Origin of the sequence: Tenacibaculum larymnensis (genome assembly GCF_028829235.1) — a bacterium.
Taxonomy (GTDB): Bacteria; Bacteroidota; Bacteroidia; order Flavobacteriales; family Flavobacteriaceae; genus Polaribacter; species Polaribacter larymnensis.
In genome coordinates, this window is record NZ_JAIWJY010000001.1 from 258,388 (window position 1) to 278,648 (window position 20,261).

At 32.7% G+C, this 20,261-nt stretch carries 17 protein-coding genes; 7 read left to right on the forward strand and 10 right to left on the reverse strand.

Annotated elements, in window-relative coordinates:
• Positions 1-146: 146 nt before the first annotated feature.
• The 10 genes from LCI24_RS01245 to LCI24_RS01290 all read right to left on the reverse strand — a co-directional run bounded on the left by LCI24_RS01245 (position 147) and on the right by LCI24_RS01290 (position 13,453).
• Entirely contained in the window at positions 147-1,868 is a 1,722-nt protein-coding gene (locus tag LCI24_RS01245; RefSeq protein ID WP_274638786.1) for a hypothetical protein, read from the reverse strand.
• 147 nt (positions 1,869-2,015) lie between these two features.
• Positions 2,016-3,377 carry a hypothetical protein gene (locus LCI24_RS01250; protein WP_274638787.1) on the reverse strand — a complete coding sequence of 454 codons (1,362 nt, stop codon included), beginning with the start codon at positions 3,375-3,377 and terminating at the stop codon, positions 2,016-2,018.
• A 107-nt stretch (positions 3,378-3,484) separates the two neighbouring features.
• Entirely contained in the window at positions 3,485-4,141 is a 657-nt protein-coding gene (locus tag LCI24_RS01255) for a phage tail protein (RefSeq protein ID WP_274638788.1), read from the reverse strand.
• 128 nt (positions 4,142-4,269) lie between these two features.
• On the reverse strand, positions 4,270-4,887 hold the full coding sequence (locus LCI24_RS01260; protein ID WP_274638789.1) for a hypothetical protein: 618 nt from the start codon (positions 4,885-4,887) through the stop codon (positions 4,270-4,272).
• Between the two features lie 69 nt (positions 4,888-4,956).
• The gene (locus LCI24_RS01265; protein ID WP_125066381.1) at positions 4,957-5,385 is read right to left on the reverse strand and encodes a phage holin family protein; all 429 of its coding nucleotides are present in this window, start codon (positions 5,383-5,385) and stop codon (positions 4,957-4,959) included.
• On the reverse strand, positions 5,378-5,809 hold the full coding sequence (locus LCI24_RS01270) for a TIGR02594 family protein (RefSeq protein WP_274638790.1): 432 nt from the start codon (positions 5,807-5,809) through the stop codon (positions 5,378-5,380). Before LCI24_RS01270 ends, LCI24_RS01265 begins: the two co-directional genes overlap by 8 nt.
• A 304-nt stretch (positions 5,810-6,113) precedes the next feature.
• Positions 6,114-6,635: an endonuclease V gene (locus tag LCI24_RS01275; RefSeq protein ID WP_274638791.1), complete on the reverse strand. Its 522-nt coding sequence runs from the start codon at positions 6,633-6,635 to the stop codon at positions 6,114-6,116.
• Positions 6,616-7,011, reverse strand: a complete 396-nt coding sequence (locus tag LCI24_RS01280) for a toxin-antitoxin system YwqK family antitoxin (RefSeq protein ID WP_274638792.1) — start codon at positions 7,009-7,011, stop codon at positions 6,616-6,618. Before LCI24_RS01280 ends, LCI24_RS01275 begins: the two co-directional genes overlap by 20 nt.
• Before the next feature lie 12 nt (positions 7,012-7,023).
• Positions 7,024-9,735, reverse strand: coding sequence for a hypothetical protein (locus tag LCI24_RS01285; RefSeq protein WP_274638793.1), 2,712 nt, complete (start codon positions 9,733-9,735; stop codon positions 7,024-7,026).
• Between the two features lie 166 nt (positions 9,736-9,901).
• Positions 9,902-13,453, reverse strand: a complete 3,552-nt coding sequence (locus tag LCI24_RS01290) for a hypothetical protein (protein WP_274638794.1) — start codon at positions 13,451-13,453, stop codon at positions 9,902-9,904.
• A gap of 312 nt (positions 13,454-13,765) precedes the next feature.
• Here LCI24_RS01290 and LCI24_RS01295 point away from each other — a divergent pair, with 312 nt between their 5' ends.
• The 7 genes from LCI24_RS01295 to LCI24_RS01325 all read left to right on the forward strand — a co-directional run bounded on the left by LCI24_RS01295 (position 13,766) and on the right by LCI24_RS01325 (position 20,117).
• Complete coding sequence (locus tag LCI24_RS01295; protein ID WP_124587949.1) at positions 13,766-14,566, forward strand: S24 family peptidase; 801 nt, start codon at positions 13,766-13,768, stop codon at positions 14,564-14,566.
• 5 nt (positions 14,567-14,571) lie between these two features.
• Complete coding sequence (locus LCI24_RS01300) at positions 14,572-15,192, forward strand: DUF6973 domain-containing protein (protein ID WP_274638795.1); 621 nt, start codon at positions 14,572-14,574, stop codon at positions 15,190-15,192.
• Complete coding sequence (locus LCI24_RS01305; RefSeq protein ID WP_274638796.1) at positions 15,193-15,879, forward strand: alpha/beta fold hydrolase; 687 nt, start codon at positions 15,193-15,195, stop codon at positions 15,877-15,879.
• A 9-nt stretch (positions 15,880-15,888) separates the two neighbouring features.
• The gene (locus LCI24_RS01310; RefSeq protein WP_274638797.1) at positions 15,889-16,473 is read left to right on the forward strand and encodes an alpha-ketoglutarate-dependent dioxygenase AlkB; all 585 of its coding nucleotides are present in this window, start codon (positions 15,889-15,891) and stop codon (positions 16,471-16,473) included.
• A gap of 182 nt (positions 16,474-16,655) precedes the next feature.
• On the forward strand, positions 16,656-17,333 hold the full coding sequence (locus LCI24_RS01315; RefSeq protein WP_274638798.1) for a succinate dehydrogenase cytochrome b subunit: 678 nt from the start codon (positions 16,656-16,658) through the stop codon (positions 17,331-17,333).
• 12 nt (positions 17,334-17,345) lie between these two features.
• Positions 17,346-19,361, forward strand: coding sequence for a fumarate reductase/succinate dehydrogenase flavoprotein subunit (locus LCI24_RS01320; RefSeq protein WP_274638799.1), 2,016 nt, complete (start codon positions 17,346-17,348; stop codon positions 19,359-19,361).
• A 9-nt stretch (positions 19,362-19,370) separates the two neighbouring features.
• On the forward strand, positions 19,371-20,117 hold the full coding sequence (locus tag LCI24_RS01325; RefSeq protein WP_274638800.1) for a succinate dehydrogenase/fumarate reductase iron-sulfur subunit: 747 nt from the start codon (positions 19,371-19,373) through the stop codon (positions 20,115-20,117).
• The last annotated feature ends 144 nt before the right edge of the window (positions 20,118-20,261 follow it).

Genomic DNA, 20,261 nt, shown 5'->3' on the forward strand with positions numbered 1-20,261 from the left:
GAGATTTCTCCTCGATTGCTTCGCAACATACTTTCAATCAAAATATATTTTGATTTCAGTAGCGATCGAAATGACACAGAACACTAAAAATTACTTGAAAAAGAACCACTAAAAACTGATATTAGTGGTTAGACTTTGGTTGTTCATTATGGAGTGTATACATTTGTAATGTATGTTCCTGATATATTTATAATTCCTCCAGTTATAGTGTTAGATGAAAATATCTGTAAATTACTACCATCTAAAGTTGTTTGCCTATGAAAAGCTATATTATTAGATGTTGACCTATACGCATGTACACTATAAAAAGTTGCTGAATTACCATAAAATGTACCAACATTAAAAGCATCATCAGCATTTAAAATAAAAGGTAAACCTGTTGTTTGTATTTCCATTCTGGATGTAGAAGGAGTTCCAGAAGTATTTATATCAGATAATTGAATAGTAAAAAAAACTTTATTTCCTGTTCTAATATATCTAGCCTCTTTAACAGTTATAGAATATGTTGCTCCTCCTCCTGTATCAATTAAAGTAGGCGTAAAAGTCCCTTCCTCATAAAAATTAGCTTTCATTAGTCCTGCATTGATAGCGTCTGCTGCTGGAATTACAGCATTTGTTCCCGATTCTGATTCAACTGTTCCTTGTGTTGCTGAAGGCGTGTATGTTAGATTTGTTGATCCGCCGCCACCAGCTGCATTGATTATTGGATTTAATGGATCAGTATTATCAATTGTCACGTTTGTTCCAGCAACCACCGATTGAACACCGTTAGGTTTAGCGTGTGGTAAAATATCTTCACCTTGCAATATATTTGAAGGTGAAGTACTGAATGAGGATGTCAAAGCAGTTCCGAATTCCCATCCTGAATTCAAAACAGTAGGATCGAAATTTGCAGCTATTCTATCATGCACAGTGATGTTGTCAACAGACACAACCCATTGCCTATAATTATTAGGCTCTGAAAGGTTTTTAATCCCAATTGATGATTTTCCATTGTAATTTTCAAAATAAAAAGCCCATTCACTAGTGTTATCAGACGTTAATAACGTCACGTGTTTATTATTAAAACCTCCTGAACCGTTAGTTTCAAACTGCAGATTTGCTTTTACATAATTCGGCTGGTTTACCTCTAAAAAATAGACATCCATACTATAATGCAATCTTCTATTATCTGGTATAGATATGTACTCTAATCTATTACTGCCAGACCCGCTAGAAGCAAAGTAATTAAAACTATCTATCGGGTCTATTGAAAAAGACGGAAACCCATTAGTACCTGAATTTCTGTGTATGTTTGGGTAATAAACATCGTTTGTCGTATCGTAATACCCTGTTCTTTTATCTATCAATGAAGAATATTTAATCTCACCATTTTCATCTGCAAAATCAATGCTTGAGCCTGATGAATTTATTACTGGTTGTGACGGATCTGTAGTATCAATTGTAATATTTGAGCCTGCTTGGTATTGTGGAACAGTATCTTTCAAATTACTTAAATCTACCGTAAACGTAGAATTATCATCACGTGTAAACGTAGCTAACCCATTGGTATCAACAGTTCCCGAAACCAACCTTGCTAGGTTGGTATTATCTAAGTACGGTGTTAAATCAATTTGTGATACACTTACTCCGTCTTTTAATAAATCAACGGTATTAGTTCCAGAAATGGGTGATAAGCTATATTCAGGTACTTGCTGTTCAGAAGCTACACTTACCTCTCCTGTTTCGTCAATTACGAATCTGCGATTCGCTTCTCCTTCTGGTTGTTTTGCATCGATATAGCTATCAATTAAATCGGCATATTGTTGTTGTGTAGGCTTATCGCCTGTTTCAAAAAATTGTTTTAAGGTTTCTTTGTTTTGTTTCATTTTTTGTTCTTTTTTATCGTTTTTAAATTTGTTTTTGATAAAAAAGAGCCGCTAAAAACTGTACTTGTTAGGGGCTAGACTTTATTAATTTTGATGGTGAATAATTAAAATAGACTTAAATTCTTTGTCTCTTAAATATTATTCTTTTTAATAAACACTATAAGATAGCAACACTTTAATGTTAGTTGGGTCTGTCCCACTTGGATCAAATCTAATACTACTTGAGGTTATTGGATTTGAGTCTTCTTTTAATTGAGTTATAAATTTGATTGTACTATTTACTTTGTCAATTGACACTCCTATTTCGGTTCCACTTGAATAGTTGATAGAATTTGCACCACTGCCTCCTTTAAAATAAATTACATTCTGAGAAATTAACTCTGTATTTAAAGTTGTTGGAACTGGCAAAGAAATGTTATACCCCTTTCCATCATTAGTAATATATTCAAAGTCTTGTAACTCAATAATTACATGAACAATACCCAAGCTTTCAAAATACACTCCTTTATATGTAGGCACAGAAATTTCAGTGGTGTCAGCCTTTAAAATTGGGGTATATGTTTTTTTACTATTATTTTTTATTTGAACCTCTTTTTCAGCAGAATTATACACAAAGTTTTCATCAAACTGAAGTTCCTTTGTTTTGAATTGTTCTACTCCGTTGTTATCTAAAATAGCTAACTCATTGACTCCTTTAACTGAGTTTAGTGCCATTTTTACAGTTCTTGTCCCCTCCGAAGAAAATATCTGAGAACCACCTTTATTTAAAAACTTAAAAGAATTAAAGTTTTGTATGCTAAAATCATCTGTTCTTTGCAAAAGAGCGCGACCGTTTGTGTACATCATGCAAAGATCACTATTATTAGCTATGTCCAAAATCCCTTCAGTGCTTCCTATATCTTTAGAAAAAAACACATAAGTAGCTGTAGGCATTAAAACAGCATATATTTTTTTAAAACTAAAGTCTAAACCATCCAAATCGTTGGTTTGTTTTTCATAAGTAGTAACACTGTAACTTTCTACTTCTTCTATCAAAACATTTAAAAAGTACCTAGGATTATTTTTAATATAATCTAGCTTAGTTGGATCTGTTTGATTAAAATCTGCCTGTATCTGGGTATCTTTCAAATTACTCAAATCTACTGTAAACGTAGAGTTATCGTCTCGTGTAAACGTTGCCAATCCATTGGCATCAACAGTACCTGATACCAATCGCGCTAAATTCGTATTGTCTAAATACGGTGTTAAGTCAATTTGTGAGACACTTATTCCGTCTTTTAATAAATCAACAGTATTGGTTCCAGAAATAGGTGACAATGTATATTCAGGTACTTGTTGCTCAGAAGCTACACTTACCTCTCCTAATTCGTCAATGACAAACCTGCGGTTTGCCTCTCCTTCTGGTTGTTTTGCATCGATATAACTATCAATTAAATCGGCATATTGTTGTTGTGTTGGCTTATCGCCTGTTTCAAAAAATTGTTTTAAAGTTTCTTTGTTTTGTTTCATTTTTGATCTTTTTTATCGTTTTTAAATTGTTTTTGATAAAAAAGAGCCGCTAAAAACTGTATTGTTAGAGGCTAGACTTTTGTTTTTTTTATTACTGGATTTAGAAATTATATATCAATTCTAGGAATCCTTCCTTCTAAAGCTATAATATAATTGACTGCCAAATAAGGTTGCATATTGTTATGAGGTAGATTACTCCCTGTTTCATTAATATTAACCGAAACACCATTTTCTGCCATTTCTATATTAGAGCTATTAGTAAAAATATTAGGGTACACAATATTTGATCTATCTATTTCTGTTCTTGCTACAGCTAAATAATTTCCTTCTGGAATATCCGTAGTACCCTCCATGTCAGATGCTTTTATAGTACCATAACCTGAATGAGTATGTGAAGGCATTTCTTCTCCTGTTAAGACATGATTTTCTTCTCCTCCTTTTTCCCCTAATAAATATTCTGTTAATTCTGGGTTACTTCCTACTCCCAAAGGGGTTCTTCCTCGTAAGTCAGGTAAAGAAAAAGTTAATATCCCATCTCCTCCATAAATATTTCCTATCAAATTAAACAACTCTTGGTACTCTTCTATATTGAGTAGTTGTCCATCACATTTTGCCCACCCTTGTGGTACAATATTAAAGCCTATCATTTTAATTTCCCCCATAAAAGGTGTATTCATAGTATCGATTAAATCGGAATACTGTTCTTGAGTAGGTTTATCGCCTGTTTCAAAAAATTGCTTTAATATTTCTTTGTTTTGTTTCATTTTTGTTCTTTTTTATCGTTTTTAAATTTTTATTTTTTGATAAAAAAGAGCCGCTAAAAACTGTATTTGTTAGGGGCTAGACTTTGTAATTATTTCAAATATTAATTTTTATTTTTAATACAATACAACTAGCTTAATATCTCCTTTGATGTATATGAGAAGTTTATATATAATGTTTCATTATCCCAAACTCTATCTTTAATATTTACTCTTCCTAAATCATGTCTTACATAACAACCATAATTCTCATGAGCTTGTATATTATAAACGGTTCCTGAGACGGAGACACCAATAGGGAAACCGTCAATGTTAGGTGCTATATATACTTCTCCATAAGTAGCTTGACCATCAGACGTTACACCTGATAGTATCATATCAACAAAAACACGGTCTCCAATAGTATAATACTCACCTTTTACTTGTTGTACTGAAAACAAAGATCCTGTAGTAAAAAAACTAGGTGTAAATACACCTTCTGTAATATTAACTCTAGGAGCTGCACTAATCACTGGTTGTAAAGGATCTGTTTCATCAATCATAATATTAGTTCCTGCTTGGTAAGTTGGTACTTGCTGTTCAGAAGCTATACTTACTTCTCCTAATTCGTCAATAACAAACCTTCGGTTTGCTTCTCCTTCGGGTTGTTTGGCGTCGATATAACTATCAATTAAATCGGAATACTGCTCTTGAGTAGGTCTATCGCCTGTTTCAAAAAATTGCTTTAAGGTTTCTTTGTTTTGTTTCATTTTTGTTCTTTTTTATCGTTTTTAAATTTGTTTTTGATAAAAAAGAGTCGCTAAAAAGAGTGTTAGCGACTAAACTTTTTCTTTGTCGTTGTTTTTTTGTTTTTCGGTTGTTTGCTCTAAGGTACTTTGCATACCTGCTTGTTTTAACAAACTGTGCAATGCTTTAAAGGGGTTTACTCCATAAATTTTGTTGTAGTTTTCTAAAATTGACTTTGTTTCGGTAATAGCTATAAATCCTGCTATTATTTTTAAAAAAGGAACTTCATTTACAATGTGCTTTTCTAAAAAATAAGCTGATATTATTACCAAGTTATAAATAACAAACTTAGAAATGGTATGTCCAATTCGTTCGCTTTTTATAGGTATTTGTAATTTTAAAGAGGCATAGGCTCCTGTAATAAAATCAACTACTATTAGTAACATCATGGTAGTTAACACTCCATTTAAAGGCGACAGTAAAGCAAGCAACCAAAAAATGAAATGCGAAAATTTATCCATTCTTTTTTAGTTTTCTAAAGTCTAATACCCTGTTTTTAGGATATGCTTTAATACTTACACTATTTCCTTGATTACCACCTAATAGGTATACATATCGTCGGGTTTCTTTAATTAAGAACCCAACATGTCCTTTCCAGCTATTAGGGTTTTCTCTCCATAAAACCACCACATCTCCTGGTTCTGGATTTGTAGTAGAGTTTCCTACCGACAACCAACTGCGTGCTGTTAGCTGGTTTGTGTGTTCATAACCTGCTTTTTTAGCTACCCAATTTGCAAAGGCACTGCACCAAGCGGTTTCATCTTTAAACTTTCCTCCATCAAAACCTAATGAAGTAAAATAGTTTACAATTTGAGGATGATCTTTTGAGCCTTTCACCTCTTTGACTCCGTATTGCGATAACGCTACTGATATTAAATTATTCATACAAATGTTTAATTTTTTTAAAGCGCTTGCAGACAAAACTTGTAAGTTGTTGATTCTTTTTCTTTTTCCTAGACCTGAAAGGGGTTAATCATAACTTTTTTTCGTTTCTGCTTACATTAAAGATTAATAAATAACAATGAACTGTTAGAAAAGCAAGACAAATATACAACATATTACAATTAAAAACAAAACAAATTACAAATATTTTGCATTATGTTTTAATTTAGAAGTATTCTTTAAAATTTACTATAACTTTTTACATAAAAAAAACCGCCTAAAATTTAGGCGGTTTTGGTTTCAAATATTAAACTCTTGTTTGTTGATCAACTATTTTTAAAATATCGGGAATTCTATATTTTCCCGTCATCATAAGAATATTGGTTTTTGCTTGCTCTACATCATAACCAATTGATGAAACATATAACGGCTTTTTACTTTCTCCTCTGTAAACAGGAAAAGAGACATCTTCTGTGTTATGAAACCTGTTTTTTGCAACTCCTATCACAGGCACTTTCTCTTTTAATTCTTTCCACAAATATCCACCCAAACCAAATTCTTTTTGATTACTTATGTAACAATGTCCATCAATTATAATGGCTTCCAATGTATTCAAATCTAATGACGCTAATAACTTTAAAATACAAGGAAGTTCTCTTTTATAAAAGTTTCCTGACTGATACTCTTCTACTCCCTCATAAACTGTGGTTAGTATTTTTTTAGGTTTTTCATCTTCCCAAGAAAACAAAGCGCCAACTACCTTGGCGCTTTGCTTATAATAATAAACATCTATGGCTAGTAATAACTCTTTATTCATCAGTATATCCATATTCATCTATTGTTGGCATCCCTGTATAACGAGCAACTGAATTATATAAAGCTTTTGTATTAACAAAACCTCCATCAGTTTGTTTCCCTTGCTCATCATACTCATAAAAAACGACTGAAGAAGCTCCATACCTTAAAGATTCATATTCAATTTTACCATTTTCATGGTAATCTACTGCCCAACCCATCGTTTGTCCATCTACATATTCCTGTTCAGAAGCCACAAAACCATTATTATAATACTCAAATACAACAAACCCTGTAAATGGTTTTCCTTTATACCAATATTCCAAACCTGTATACTTCCCTGAGCCATTATCATCCAAATCTTCGTGAAATACCCTTATTTTTTCAGGTCTTTTTAATTCTTGATTCATTTCTTTTAATTTTTAAATAAATTTTTCAATAAACTTTACACCATGCGTAATAAAATTACAATCTCCACAACGTACCATCACCTTATTTCTTGATAAATTTCTATTAAACCCTATCAATTCTTTTAATATATCATCATTTACTTTATACCCTTTAGCTTCTACCTTCCATAAAAGCTCATTCAAAGATAGTACTTCAGCATGAATACCCGGTAAATCTCCTGTTCTTCTCCATCTGTAGTTTGCAGAATGCTTTATTCCGTTATGAAGTTCTCCTAATTTTTCAAAATGTATACTTAATCTTTTCTCTATAAAAGGATGCATATCATATTTTATATGCCCTTCTGAAAGGAAATACTTATAAATCTTTTTAATATCCTCTAAAGAGGATTTCTGTCTATTTATATTACTTTTTGATAAAAATTTTTCTAACTTTTTATTTGAAAAATTAGTATGTAAAATAACCTCTTTAACATACTTTTTACTTGTTACTCCAGCAACTAAAACTATATCTCTAAGTTTATTATTAGAAGAAGTAGTATTTCTAATATTTCTTACTTGTCTTGTAACTTTACTATATAAATCTACTCCATTTTCACCAAATAAAAGTCTTATTTCATCAATTTCAGGTAAAATAGGTTTTCTATATTTATACCCTTTTTTGTAAGCTTCTTCTAAAGTAATAAACACATTACTTAACTCATCCAAGTACTTTTTTGCATCAGCCTCACCAAGTTTTTTTAGTTTCTCAGCAAGTTCTTCTACTTCTCTTTTAGAGCCTCGAAAAACTTCTTTACCATCTTTTACTAAAGCATATAGATTTTCTCCAACAGGAACTGGAACACCACTCGCCAATAGGGGTTGCTGTGGCACTTTTTTAATGGCTACATCAAGCTTTTCAAAAAGTGTATAAATATCATCCTTAAAAGTTCTGGTTGCCTTAGACAACCCTTCAAAAAACTCATCAATCCATTTTCTTAGTGTTTTAAGGTGTTTTGGAATATCTTTTATAAAGTCCGCAATAATAGTACCTAGCTTTACAAATGTATCGATACCAAATTGTACAGTACCCCCTAACGCTTTTGCTGCTTTTTTAGGTATTTCTGCTAACGCTTTATACGATCGTAACGTTTCTTTTAATGCTTTAGCAACCGTTCCTGTTCCTCCTGTTAAAAAGAAGGTAGCTACCTCTGAAGCTACAAAACCAACAAAGAAACCAATATAATAACCTAAGGCTCCTGGGTCTATTTTTACTTTTATATCTGAGGTTAAAAATCTAAATACAATTTTTACAGCATACGCTGGCATACTGGCTATAAAGCCAAAAATAGCTTTTAAGTTCTCTAGCGTAAACAGCGCTACAAAACCATCCATAAGGTTTTCAAAACTCTCTGCAAACAAACTTAGGTAACTCGCTGGATTTTCAAAGAACTCAGCGCTTTGTATGGCTGCGTTTAGCACATCAAAGAGCATTGCTAAAATATCAATAAACGATTTAACAAACTCTATAATACTGTTAATTAACCCTACTAATAATCCATTGATATACTCATATAAATCCAACAAATGGTTTGATACGCTATCAAAAAAATCTTGTAACTGTGTAGGAATAGCATCTAACACCTCTACTGCCTTACTAATATCAAATGGTATCAGTTTTGCAAATCGTCTTTTTTTAAGCAGTAATTTTGCTATTGAAGTGGCTTGTGTAGCTGCTGGTTGTATATAGGTTTTATAAACGTCATTGCTAAATTTTTCTACATCAAACAAATTATCTTCCCCTCGTAATTTAGGTAATAATGGATTGTATTTAGACCCCGATTCATCTTTAAAAGCCGTATTCCACCGTTCTTCTCCTAACTTTAATTTGTTTACTTCTTTACTTGCGTTTTTTAACCCTCCTGATATATCTGTAAAAACATCTTTGGTAGACCATCGTATGATTCTGCCTCCTTTCAGTAGCTTTTTGGTAACCAGTAAATAAAACAAACTATCTTCCTCTGCTAATTCTTCTTTGATCATTTCAGAAAGGTCATTGGTTTGTACCTGAACTCCAAAAGCTTTTGCTACTTTAGAAAGGGTTAATCTATCTACCTCTGGTAAAGTTTTTACATTTTTTCCTTTATGGATTCTGAATACCGTACCAAAGGCATTCGTACCTCCACCAGATTCTATAAACACAACTATTTGATGTGTATTTACTTTGGTAATGTTTTGGTATGCTCTTTCTAGTTTTGCTCCGTTATCTGAAACAAATACCGTGATAAACGCATCGTATTCAATGCTGATTTCTTCTTTCTGTTTTGATTTTGAGCTGTTTTGAATCTCAAAAAAAACATCATCTTTAAGTATGTCTCCCCAAAGCTTTATATAAAACTTCTCGTTTATTTTATAATAGGAAATTTCTCCAAGACTAAAGTCATAATACGACTTTATAAAAGCTGTGTTTTCTGGACTTATATCGTAATCAAAATCATTTGAAATTTCACCTACTGGTTGTGGATTTTCTTGCAAAAAAAAATCTCCATATTCTCCAGATAATGTACTATTGATATGTAAAAACCACTTATTGGGATTTTGTACTCCTTTTTCTATTTCTACATATATATTGGGGCTTGGAACTGCTGTTTCTTTTATTTTTTGTTGCTGAACATCTGAAAACACCACCAAATCTTTAAAATTGGTTTTGTGTTTAAATTGTTTACTTCCATATTCATGAGCATGCATATTTTTTTGTTTTTTATGATTAGTAAAAAACAAACCTCACCCAGCCTTCCTCTTCTCAAAAAGAGGAAGGAACTAACAAATACAATACGCTTTACTGATTTTTTTGGGTAAGGTTTGTGACTGTGTGTATAGAAAAATGTTTGTTAAACAAACATTTTTACTGCACTTATGCTACATTGTTGGTATCGCCCACAATATCGTAATCTACACCATCTGGTCCTTGACCTATCTTATAGGTACTTACATCAAATAAGCCTTGACCTTCACAGTCTGGATTACACGGCAAACCTCCTTCGTTTAACACAACAGAATCTGCTTGTAACACGGTTAAGGTTGTTGGTACACGAGTTTCCCAAGTACCTTCCACTTCACCTTCAATGGTTTGCATTTCTTCGGCAACAGATACATATAAATCATCATCCATATCGGTAACCATACCTTGACCATTCCAAATTTCACCAGTTTTCATATACCAGTTTACAGCTTCTTCAAAACCTGGACGTACAGGTACTACAGATCTTGCCATACCGCTTTGTAAAAAAGCTTGGAAAATAGGGTCGCTACCTTCGTTATACTCAAAATTAGCATCCCAACTACCTTCTGCTCCATAGAAATAAGGATAGAATGTATACGCCATAATTTCCCAATCAAATGCTTGTTCAAAAAACTTTACTGTTTCAGCGTGCTTTTGAAATTTAGACGTTCTTACAACATGTTTGGCATCCACTTCTTTACCTTCTTCTTTATAATTATCTTGAGCGGTAACAACATCAAAAGGTTTTGTTATCAAGTCGATAGCAATACGTTTTAGTTCACGTTTTTCAATACTACGGTTTATTTGAGAACTTAGTTCTTTTTTCTTTTCATTAGGCTCTTTTTCCGTCTCTTGAGATTTTTTTAAATCTTCATACTCTTTTAAACGCTCATTATAAGCATCTATAATAGCTTTATAAGTTTCATTTTGCCATTTTTCAATACCTTTTCTATCTACCCTACACTTTATAACTACATTTAAACTACCAGTAAAAAAATCAACTTGTGTAGCAGAAACAGCAACATTACCTGTATGTCCTGACATTGTTCTAGTAACCTCTTTATGCAACTTCGGTTGATTTTCTCTATCTGTTATTTTAATGCTTCCTACATTAATAAAGAATCCTTTTGCATTTGCAGCTTTATCATCCTCCACACCTGAATAACTTACACTAACTTCAACCGACTCATAACCCTCAGGTAATTTTACATCCCCTTCAATTGAAGATGACTCATAAGCGTTAATAGTTTTAGTCGAATCTAATTTAAAAGATTCACTAACATAAATCTCATTAACTGGTGCGGTTTCAACCTCTGCATTATAAATCGAAGCTAGATACTGGTAATTGTTTTGGTTTAATTCTTTTGAGTTATTAATCGCATACATTCTTAAACCACTTGGATGAACAGGTTTTCCCGAAATATCAAATCCTGTTGATGTTTTTCTACTTCCTTCTCCATTTTTCAAATATGATTCAATATAAAACTTCGCAGGTTCTGGTAACGCAAATTCATACATTAAGCGTTTACCATAATTTATCAACTTATTCTTATAAATCTTATCTACCCAACGATATACTCCCGTTACATGCTTATCTCCCTTACGATTGTCAAATCCATGAGTATTATTTTCCTCAAACTCACGTAGCATACGCGATGTACGTTTAGTACTAATTTTCTGAACCACACGCTCTAAAGCTCTTTCTGTTACCTCCTGCGCATACGTTTGCGCTTGTAAATTAGAATCAGAAGCAGAAGTTGATGAAGAGTTATTATAATTAGCTCCTGCAGAAAATCTAGTTTTAGCAAATTCAGCAGACACACTTGCATTTGCTCCAAAACTAGTAGCATTATCACTATTTACAATCGAGGAAGCTTCACTTTGTAATTCATTACGTTCTGTTGAGGTAGTGTCTGTTAGGTTTTCTACTTCTTTTTCTGTTGTTGTTTCCGTAGTCGTTTCTGAAACTCTTAAGTCTCTAGTAGAACGCTCTTTATATTCTCGTGCCATGATATTTTCAATATGTGACACTTCACCTGGTACATAACAACACACCTCTTGTTCTACTCGCCTAAAATCTGCTACTCCTAATTGAGATACTCCATAAAGAACACCTTTTCCATCAGCACTTGACCCCTCAGAGACATTACCACTAACTATACATTGACCAACAAAATTGTTAGTTATTTCATAGTACCCATCATCAAACTTAACCTGAAACATAATGTTTTTAAACTCTAATGACACTCCGTTACTTAAAACAAAACTACCGTTCAAACCAAATACAGGTCCTGAAATTAACTGTTGTAAATTTTCTGGAAATAACTCAATTCTTAACAATGTATTATCAAAACTAGCAGGACTACTCTTAAATGAAGTTCCGGTATATGGTACTTGAGCATCAATATCATCTAAAGTATAGTTTGCTTCTGTTACTCTTACATTAGTAGAATCTTCAACCTTTAAAAACATAATAATTTTTGATCCTTTCCCCATTTGACCAAAAACATCTCCCGAATAAGAGTATAAGGGTGTACTTTTACTAAGATTATAATTTAGAGTACCTCCTTGAATAGAAACAGCTCTCACTTTTTCTGGAGTATTTTCTAAAATTTTCTGATTCTCTTCTTTTATTTTTTGTCTAAGAACCGTTTTAGCTTCATAAAAATTATCATATAATTTAAGTCCTTCAGAATTTAATAAATCTTTAGTCTCTTCTGAATACTGAAAAGTAGTTGTCGTTGTACCATCCGCAGCTCTACTAATCTCTTCTGCTTTTTCAAATTCAAACTTAGGTAATTCTAAATCCGGATATATTTCTAATCTTTTTTCAAATCCTGATGTAGCGTCTACAATTGTTTGAATCGTTGGTTGAGCTGCATTTTTTATATCTTCTACAGCTAATTCATGAGCTTGTAAAGCTTCTTTATATCGTAACTGCTCACTTTTATTATAAACATACTCAGCTTTTTCAATTTCCTTTAAACCTAGTTCATATTGTTGCAAACGTGTTTTAGCCATCTCAACCTGTAAACTAGATGTCAAATACTCTGATGAACTAGGACTTATATTTGTAGCCCCTCCTTCAAATTGCTGATCTGAGATAACCACTTCTTTAGGCACAATAACACTTGCATTCGCTCTACGTACAAATTCTTTTTCATTTTCTTCTGTAAAAACAATTTCCCCCTCTGTTTCTTGTGAAAAGCTGTTAGTAAATACATTAAATGCTTTTAAAAACTTATTCGCTACCAACATTTGAATCAGTCCTTCTCGAACAATAGCCGATTCTTTATTAATGGTTTGATGAAATAAGTTTTCCCATAATACTAATTCTTCATCAACAGTAAGTTCTTGTGCTGCATATAAATTAGCATCAATACCAGCATACGATAATACTGTCTTATTGCGCACTAACCATCCTGAAAACTGATACAATGCTTCGTGTAAATTTTTAATCTCTACCCTACTCGCTATAGGTGTAAAATTCGTGCTATAAGCTCCTTTTAAAGCTATTTTTCTTTCTTTATCTGTAGTAGCTCCTTGTATTGCTTGAAAAGCTAAACTTTCTGCTTTTTTTTCTTCTGGAAACGAAACAAATCCGATTTCTTTGTCTTCAATTAATTGTGGACTACGTAATGTTACAAACCTAAATAGGTTTGATTTGATTGGTTTTTTACTCATTTTTATAAAATTTAATTAATTCTTAATCAAGCTCAAAAAGAGCCCTGTTTAGTTGCTTTTCTAACAGTTCTTTTTTCTTGATTTTTGGTTTTATTCAAAAAAATGTTTGAATAAACGAGTATAGATTTCAAAAAAGTGAAGAAAATCAAGTTGAAATCTTAAAAACACAATCGCTAAAACCACACAAATGTTTGATTATTACAATTTTTTTGTATATTAGCAATTCATTAACGATGCAAATATAAAACATATTACACATTTAAACAAACAAAAGTTTAATTATTTTTGCAATATGTAAAAACATAAAATGTTATGGGAATTTCCGAAAAAATAGCAGCAATTAGAGATGCTTTCAACTTAAACAACTTTTCTTTTTCAAAAAAAATAGGTGTTACTGGAACCACTATAGACAGCATTATTAATGGAAGACCTCAATCTGACGGTAGTAGAAAAAAAACAAAACCTGGTTACGATGTTCTTACTTCTATTATTAATGAATTCAACATAAACCCCGACTATTTATTTGGAAAAAGTGACATAATGTTAAAGACTGAACCCAGCAATATTCAAACATATTCTGGAGTACCTCAAGTTGTTTCTGTAAATTCTTCAGGGAATGAAAACGTGGTTTATGTTCCTATACAAGCAAGAGCTGGTTATTTAAATGGTTATGGTGATTCAAATTACATAGAACAATTACCTTCTTTTAACATGCCACATCTTAATAATGGTACCTTTCGTTGTTTTGAAGTACAAGGAAATTCCATGGTGCGTACTTTTTTTGATGGAGATCTAGTTTTTGGTAAATATGTTGAAAACTTACACGATATTAAAGATGGTCGTATCTATGTAATTGTAAGTAAGAATGATGGTATTGTTTTAAAACGTGTAATTAATAGAATAGAAGAAAGAGGAAAACTTATCTTAAAAAGTGATAACAAAGATGGCAACTACCCTACCTACACTATAAATGCTGAGGAAATTATGGAAGTTTGGTATGTAACTATGTTCGCCTCTAAACAAATGCCTGAACCTGTTGATGTTTATGATAGATTACACGATTTAGAAAGTAAAATTGTTGAATTAGAAGAGCAAATTAGCAGTAAAAATTAATTTTTATGCTTAAAAAACTGCTTTTTTTAGTTCTTTTACTCCCTTTTTATACCACTGCACAATCCAACTGGCAACAATTTAAAAAACTACAAGGAGCCCAAAAAACATGGGTACTACTCCATCCATTTAAAGCAAAAAAAGCTTTTATTGTTTCACGTGAAGCATCGAGAGTAAGTGACTCTCTAAGAGTTTCTCCCTTACTAGATGGCGATTATGCAGGCGGACAAGTAGATGCTTTTCGTCATGCTTTTTGGATGGCTTTATTACAACAAGAAATTGGAGAAAATGCTGCTCGTTCACTTGGTAAAGCCCATGAAAAAGACAACTATAAAACATACAAAAACCGAAAGTTAGAAGATGGTGTTATTCCTGATAAAATTTCCTCAGAAATGGATTTATTTAATAATGAGGTTGGCTTAACTTTATCAAAAAAGGGTAACAACCTTCCAAAAAATGGATTAATCTACAGAGTAATCAATGCTATACACCAAGGAAAGTTAAAAATTATAAAGAAAGATAAAAACAGTAATTTTCTAACTTGTAATAATGAGGTTATTCCTAAAAAAAGGCTTTTTGGTAAATGGGAAAATAGTAAATGTTTGGTTAGTTCTAATTATAATAGATAAATGCAAAAAGTATATGTAATTTCAGGTACCATGTGTACGGTAGATTTATGGCAATATGTTTTTCCTAAACTAAAAAATATACTTCCAGTACATATCGATATAACTCCAGCAACTTCTTTTGAAGAAATTAATCAGATTATACTAAATCATATTGAAGAACCTGCTACAATTATTGGGTTTTCTTTAGGTGGGTTTTCTGCTATGAACTTTAGTGTTCACTATCCTGAAAAAGTAAAAAAGTTGGTTGTAGTTGCTGCCAACACTGATGGATTGAGTGATTCAGAAATTCAACTAAGAAAAAGCACTATTGACTTTTTAGAAAAGCATACTTATAAAGGAATTTCTCAAGCAAGAATTCAACAATTTTTACACCCAGATAATCACAGTAATTCCGAAATTATTTCTGTTATTAAAAAAATGGATGCTGATTTAGGAAAAGATGTACTACTTCGTCAGTTAAAAGCAACCTCAATTAGATTAAATATTTCACAAGAAGTTTTAAATTTAAACATCCCTATCTTTTTTATTGCTGCCGAAAATGATGCGCTTATCAACCCAAAAAAACTAAAAGAGTTTGCCAATAAAACTGAAAAAGGAACATATACAATGATTAAGAATTGTGGTCATATGGTTCCTCTTGAAAAACCTGAAGAATTGGCATCAATACTAAACTTAACCATCAACTAACAATATAAAATGTCAACTAATATCAATAATGTTATCAGTTACAGCCCTAATTTTTTAACTGAAAAAGATGCTACAGAGCTATTTAAGCAATTAACAAGCTTCTCTGAACTCACAAATATGATGGAAATGAAACTTCCTTCTGGTGATGTAGTTAAATACAACCTTGGTAAATTAATGTTTGTTGACTCTGGTTTGGTAGAGAAAAATATTTTTCCCAAATCAGCTTGGGGAAACGTTATGGTATGGCCAAAATATATGCTACCTATAAAAAAACAGATTGAAGAACATACTGAACAGGAGTTTAAAACTTGTGTTTGTATTTATTATCCTGATGGAAACTCTGGTATTGATTATCATTCAGATAAAATGGCTTTTGGAAACACTGATATTATTCCTTCAATTAGTTTAGGTGAAGAACGCTTGTTTTACATTCGAGAAAACAAAACGATGGTTGAAAATAAAATACTTTTAAAGCACGGAAGTTTGTTAGTTATGGAAGAAGGCTGTCAAGAATACTACGAACATAGCTTACCCGAAAACCCCAAATATTTAAAACCAAGAGTTAATTTAACGTTTAGAAAATACGGTTTCTAAAGGTATTGACACCAAAAAACATTAACTCACCCTCATTCTTTCCCTTATAAATATTAGGTAAAATAGTTTTTTAGAGCGCTATTTAAACCCATTCTAAATATTTAAGAAAACAATTCGTAAAGTTTGTTCAAGTACTGTCATCCTCTTAAATTTGTGCTATTATTTAATCAACAAACAAAATAATGAGCGGATTACTAAAATCTTCTATCGGAAGAAAGTTTGCCATGGCACTTTCGGCATTCTTCCTGATGTTTTTCTTATTACAACATTTTGCAATTAACATTACTTCGATTTTTCCAGATAACGGAGCAACATTTAACAAATTGTCGCACTTTATGGGGACGAATCCGTTAATTCAATATGTAATGCAACCAGTTTTAATTATTGGTGTAGTGTTTCACTTTGTAATGGGATTCATCTTAGAAATTAAAAACAAAAGTGCACGTAAAGTTAGCTATGCTAAAAATAACGGAGCTGCAAATTCTACTTGGATGAGTAGAAACATGATTTACAGTGGAGCTGCTATTTTAGCATTTATTGTATTACACTTTATTGATTTTTGGTTTCCTGAAATCAACACCAAATTTATTCAAGGTGATTGGAGTGGATTACACGATGGTGAGTTTAGGTACTTCCATGAATTACAACACAAGTTCTTAAGCCCTATTAGAGTTGGTGCTTATGTAATTGCTTTTGTATTCTTAGCATTACACTTATTACACGGATTTAATTCTGCTTTCCAATCTGTGGGAGCAAATAATAAATATACTAAAGGATTGAAAACTTTTGGTAAGCTTTACGCAATCTTAATTCCGTTAGGATTCGTAATTATTGCATTATTTCATCATTTCAATCACTAATACGCAACAAGTATGGCAACTTTAGATTCAAAAATTCCAAAAGGTCCATTAAAAGATAAATGGACAACTTATAAAGATAAAATTGACTTGGTAAATCCTGCTAACAAACGTTTAATTGACGTTATAGTAGTGGGTACTGGTTTAGCGGGTGGTTCTGCTTCTGCAACTTTAGCAGAATTAGGATACAACGTTAAAGCTTTTGCTTACCAAGATTCGCCTCGTCGTGCACACTCTATTGCAGCACAAGGAGGTATTAACGCAGCAAAGAACTATCAAGGAGATGGTGATTCTTTTTACCGCTTATTTTATGATACAGTAAAAGGAGGAGATTACCGTTCTCGTGAAGCAAACGTTTACCGTTTAGCTGAGGTTTCTGCAAACATCATCGATCAATGTGTGGCGCAAGGTGTTCCTTTTGCTCGTGATTATGGTGGACAATTAGATAACCGTTCGTTTGGTGGGGTATTAGTATCTCGTACTTTTTATGCGAAAGGTCAAACTGGTCAGCAGTTATTATTAGGAGCTTATTCAGCAATGAACCGTCAAATTGCTCGTGGTAAGATTGAAATGTTCAATCGTCATGAAATGTTAGATTTGGTAATTGTTGATGGAAAAGCTCGTGGTATTATTGCTCGTAACTTAGTTACTGGTGAAATTGAGCGTCACTCTGCACACGCAGTAGTAATTGCTTCTGGTGGATACGGAAATGTGTATTTCTTATCAACCAACGCAATGGGTTCTAACGCAACAGCAGCTTGGAAAGTTCATAAAAAAGGTGCCTTCTTTGCAAACCCTTGTTACACGCAAATTCACCCAACTTGTATTCCTCGTTCAGGTGACTATCAGTCTAAATTAACCTTAATGTCAGAATCGTTACGTAACGATGGACGTATTTGGGTTCCAAAGAAAATGGAAGATGTATTAGCAATTAGAGAAGGAAAATTAAAACCAACTCAAATTGCTGAAGAGGATAGAGATTACTACTTAGAAAGAAGATATCCTGCATTTGGTAACTTAGTGCCTCGTGATGTAGCTTCTCGTGCTGCAAAAGAGCGTTGTGATGCTGGTTATGGTGTAAACGCTACAGGAGAGGCTGTTTACTTAGATTTTAAATCGGCGATTGAACGTTACGGTAAAGAGCAATGTAAATTACACGGAATTAAAAACCCTACTCAAGAAAAAATTATTGAGGAAGGTGAAAAAGTAGTAGAGGCTAAATACGGAAACTTATTCCAAATGTATGAGAAGATTGTTGATGACAATCCATATAAAACACCAATGATGATTTATCCTGCAACTCACTATACAATGGGTGGAATTTGGGTAGATTATAACTTAATGACTACCATTGATGGTTGTTATGCTATTGGTGAAGCAAACTTCTCTGATCACGGAGCTAACCGTTTAGGAGCTTCTGCATTAATGCAAGGTTTAGCTGACGGGTATTTCGTATTACCTTATACAATTGGTAATTACTTATCTAACGATATCCGTACAGGTAAAATTTCAACTGAGACTAAAGAATTTGAAGAAGCTGAGAAAGCGGTTAAAGATCGTATCGATTTCTTCATCAATAATAAAGGAGAACATTCTGTAGATTATTACCACAAGAAATTAGGAAAAATCATGTGGGAAAAATGTGGAATGGCACGTAACGAACAAGGTTTAAAAGAAGCTATGGCTGAAATTAAAGCGTTACGCGAAGACTTCTGGAAGAACGTAACTGTTCCAGGAGATGCGAATGAAATGAACCCAGAATTAGAAAAAGCAGGAAGAGTTGCTGATTTCTTAGAGCTTGGAGAATTATTCGCTAAAGATGCCTTAAACAGAACAGAATCTTGTGGAGGTCACTTTAGAGAAGAGTCTGTTGAATTAGATGGACCTCAAAAAGGAGAAGCAAAACGTGATGATGCTAATTTTGCTTACGTTTCTGCTTGGGAATATAAAGGTGAACCAGCTGATGCTGTTTTACACAAAGAAGAATTAGAGTTTAACGATATTGAATTAAAACAACGTTCATACAAATAAGAGAGAATTATGAATTTAACACTTAAAATTTGGCGTCAAAAAAACGCAAGTGATAAAGGAAAAATGGTCGAATATAAGGTGACCGATATTTCTGAGCATATGTCTTTCTTAGAAATGATGGACGTATTAAACGAACAATTGGTAAACACTGGTGAAGAGCCTGTAGCATTCGACCACGACTGTCGTGAAGGAATTTGCGGTATGTGTTCTATGTATATTAACGGTGAAGCACACGGACCAGATCGTGGAGTAACTACTTGTCAGTTACACATGCGTATGTTTAACGATGGTGATACAATTACAATTGAGCCATTTAGAGCTGCTGCTTTCCCGGTAATTAAAGACTTAGTAGTTGATAGAGGTTCTTTTGAAAGAATTCAACAAGCAGGTGGTTATATCTCTGTAAACACATCAGGAAACACCACAGATGCAAATGCTATCTTAGTTCCTAAAGAAAATGCTGATAAAGCTATGGATGCTGCAACTTGTATTGGTTGTGGTGCTTGTGTAGCTACTTGTAAAAACTCTTCTGCAATGCTATTTGTGGGAGCTAAAGTATCTCAGTATGCTTTACTACCTCAAGGTCAAGTAGAGGCTACTGAGCGTGTTAAAAACATGGTTGCTCAAATGGATTTAGAAGGTTTTGGTAACTGTACAAACACTGGAGCTTGTGAAATTGAATGTCCTAAAGGAATTTCTTTAGAAAACATTGCTCGTATGAACTCTGAGTTCTTAAAAGCGAGTTTTAAAGGGTAAAATACAACCTTACTTATATAGAAAAAACCGAAGCTAGTGCTTCGGTTTTTTTTATGCTTAATATTTAAACACTCATGCCTTTTTTTAGTTTAAAAGAATAGAAAGAAGCTACATTTGTTACCAATGATTACAATATGATAATCT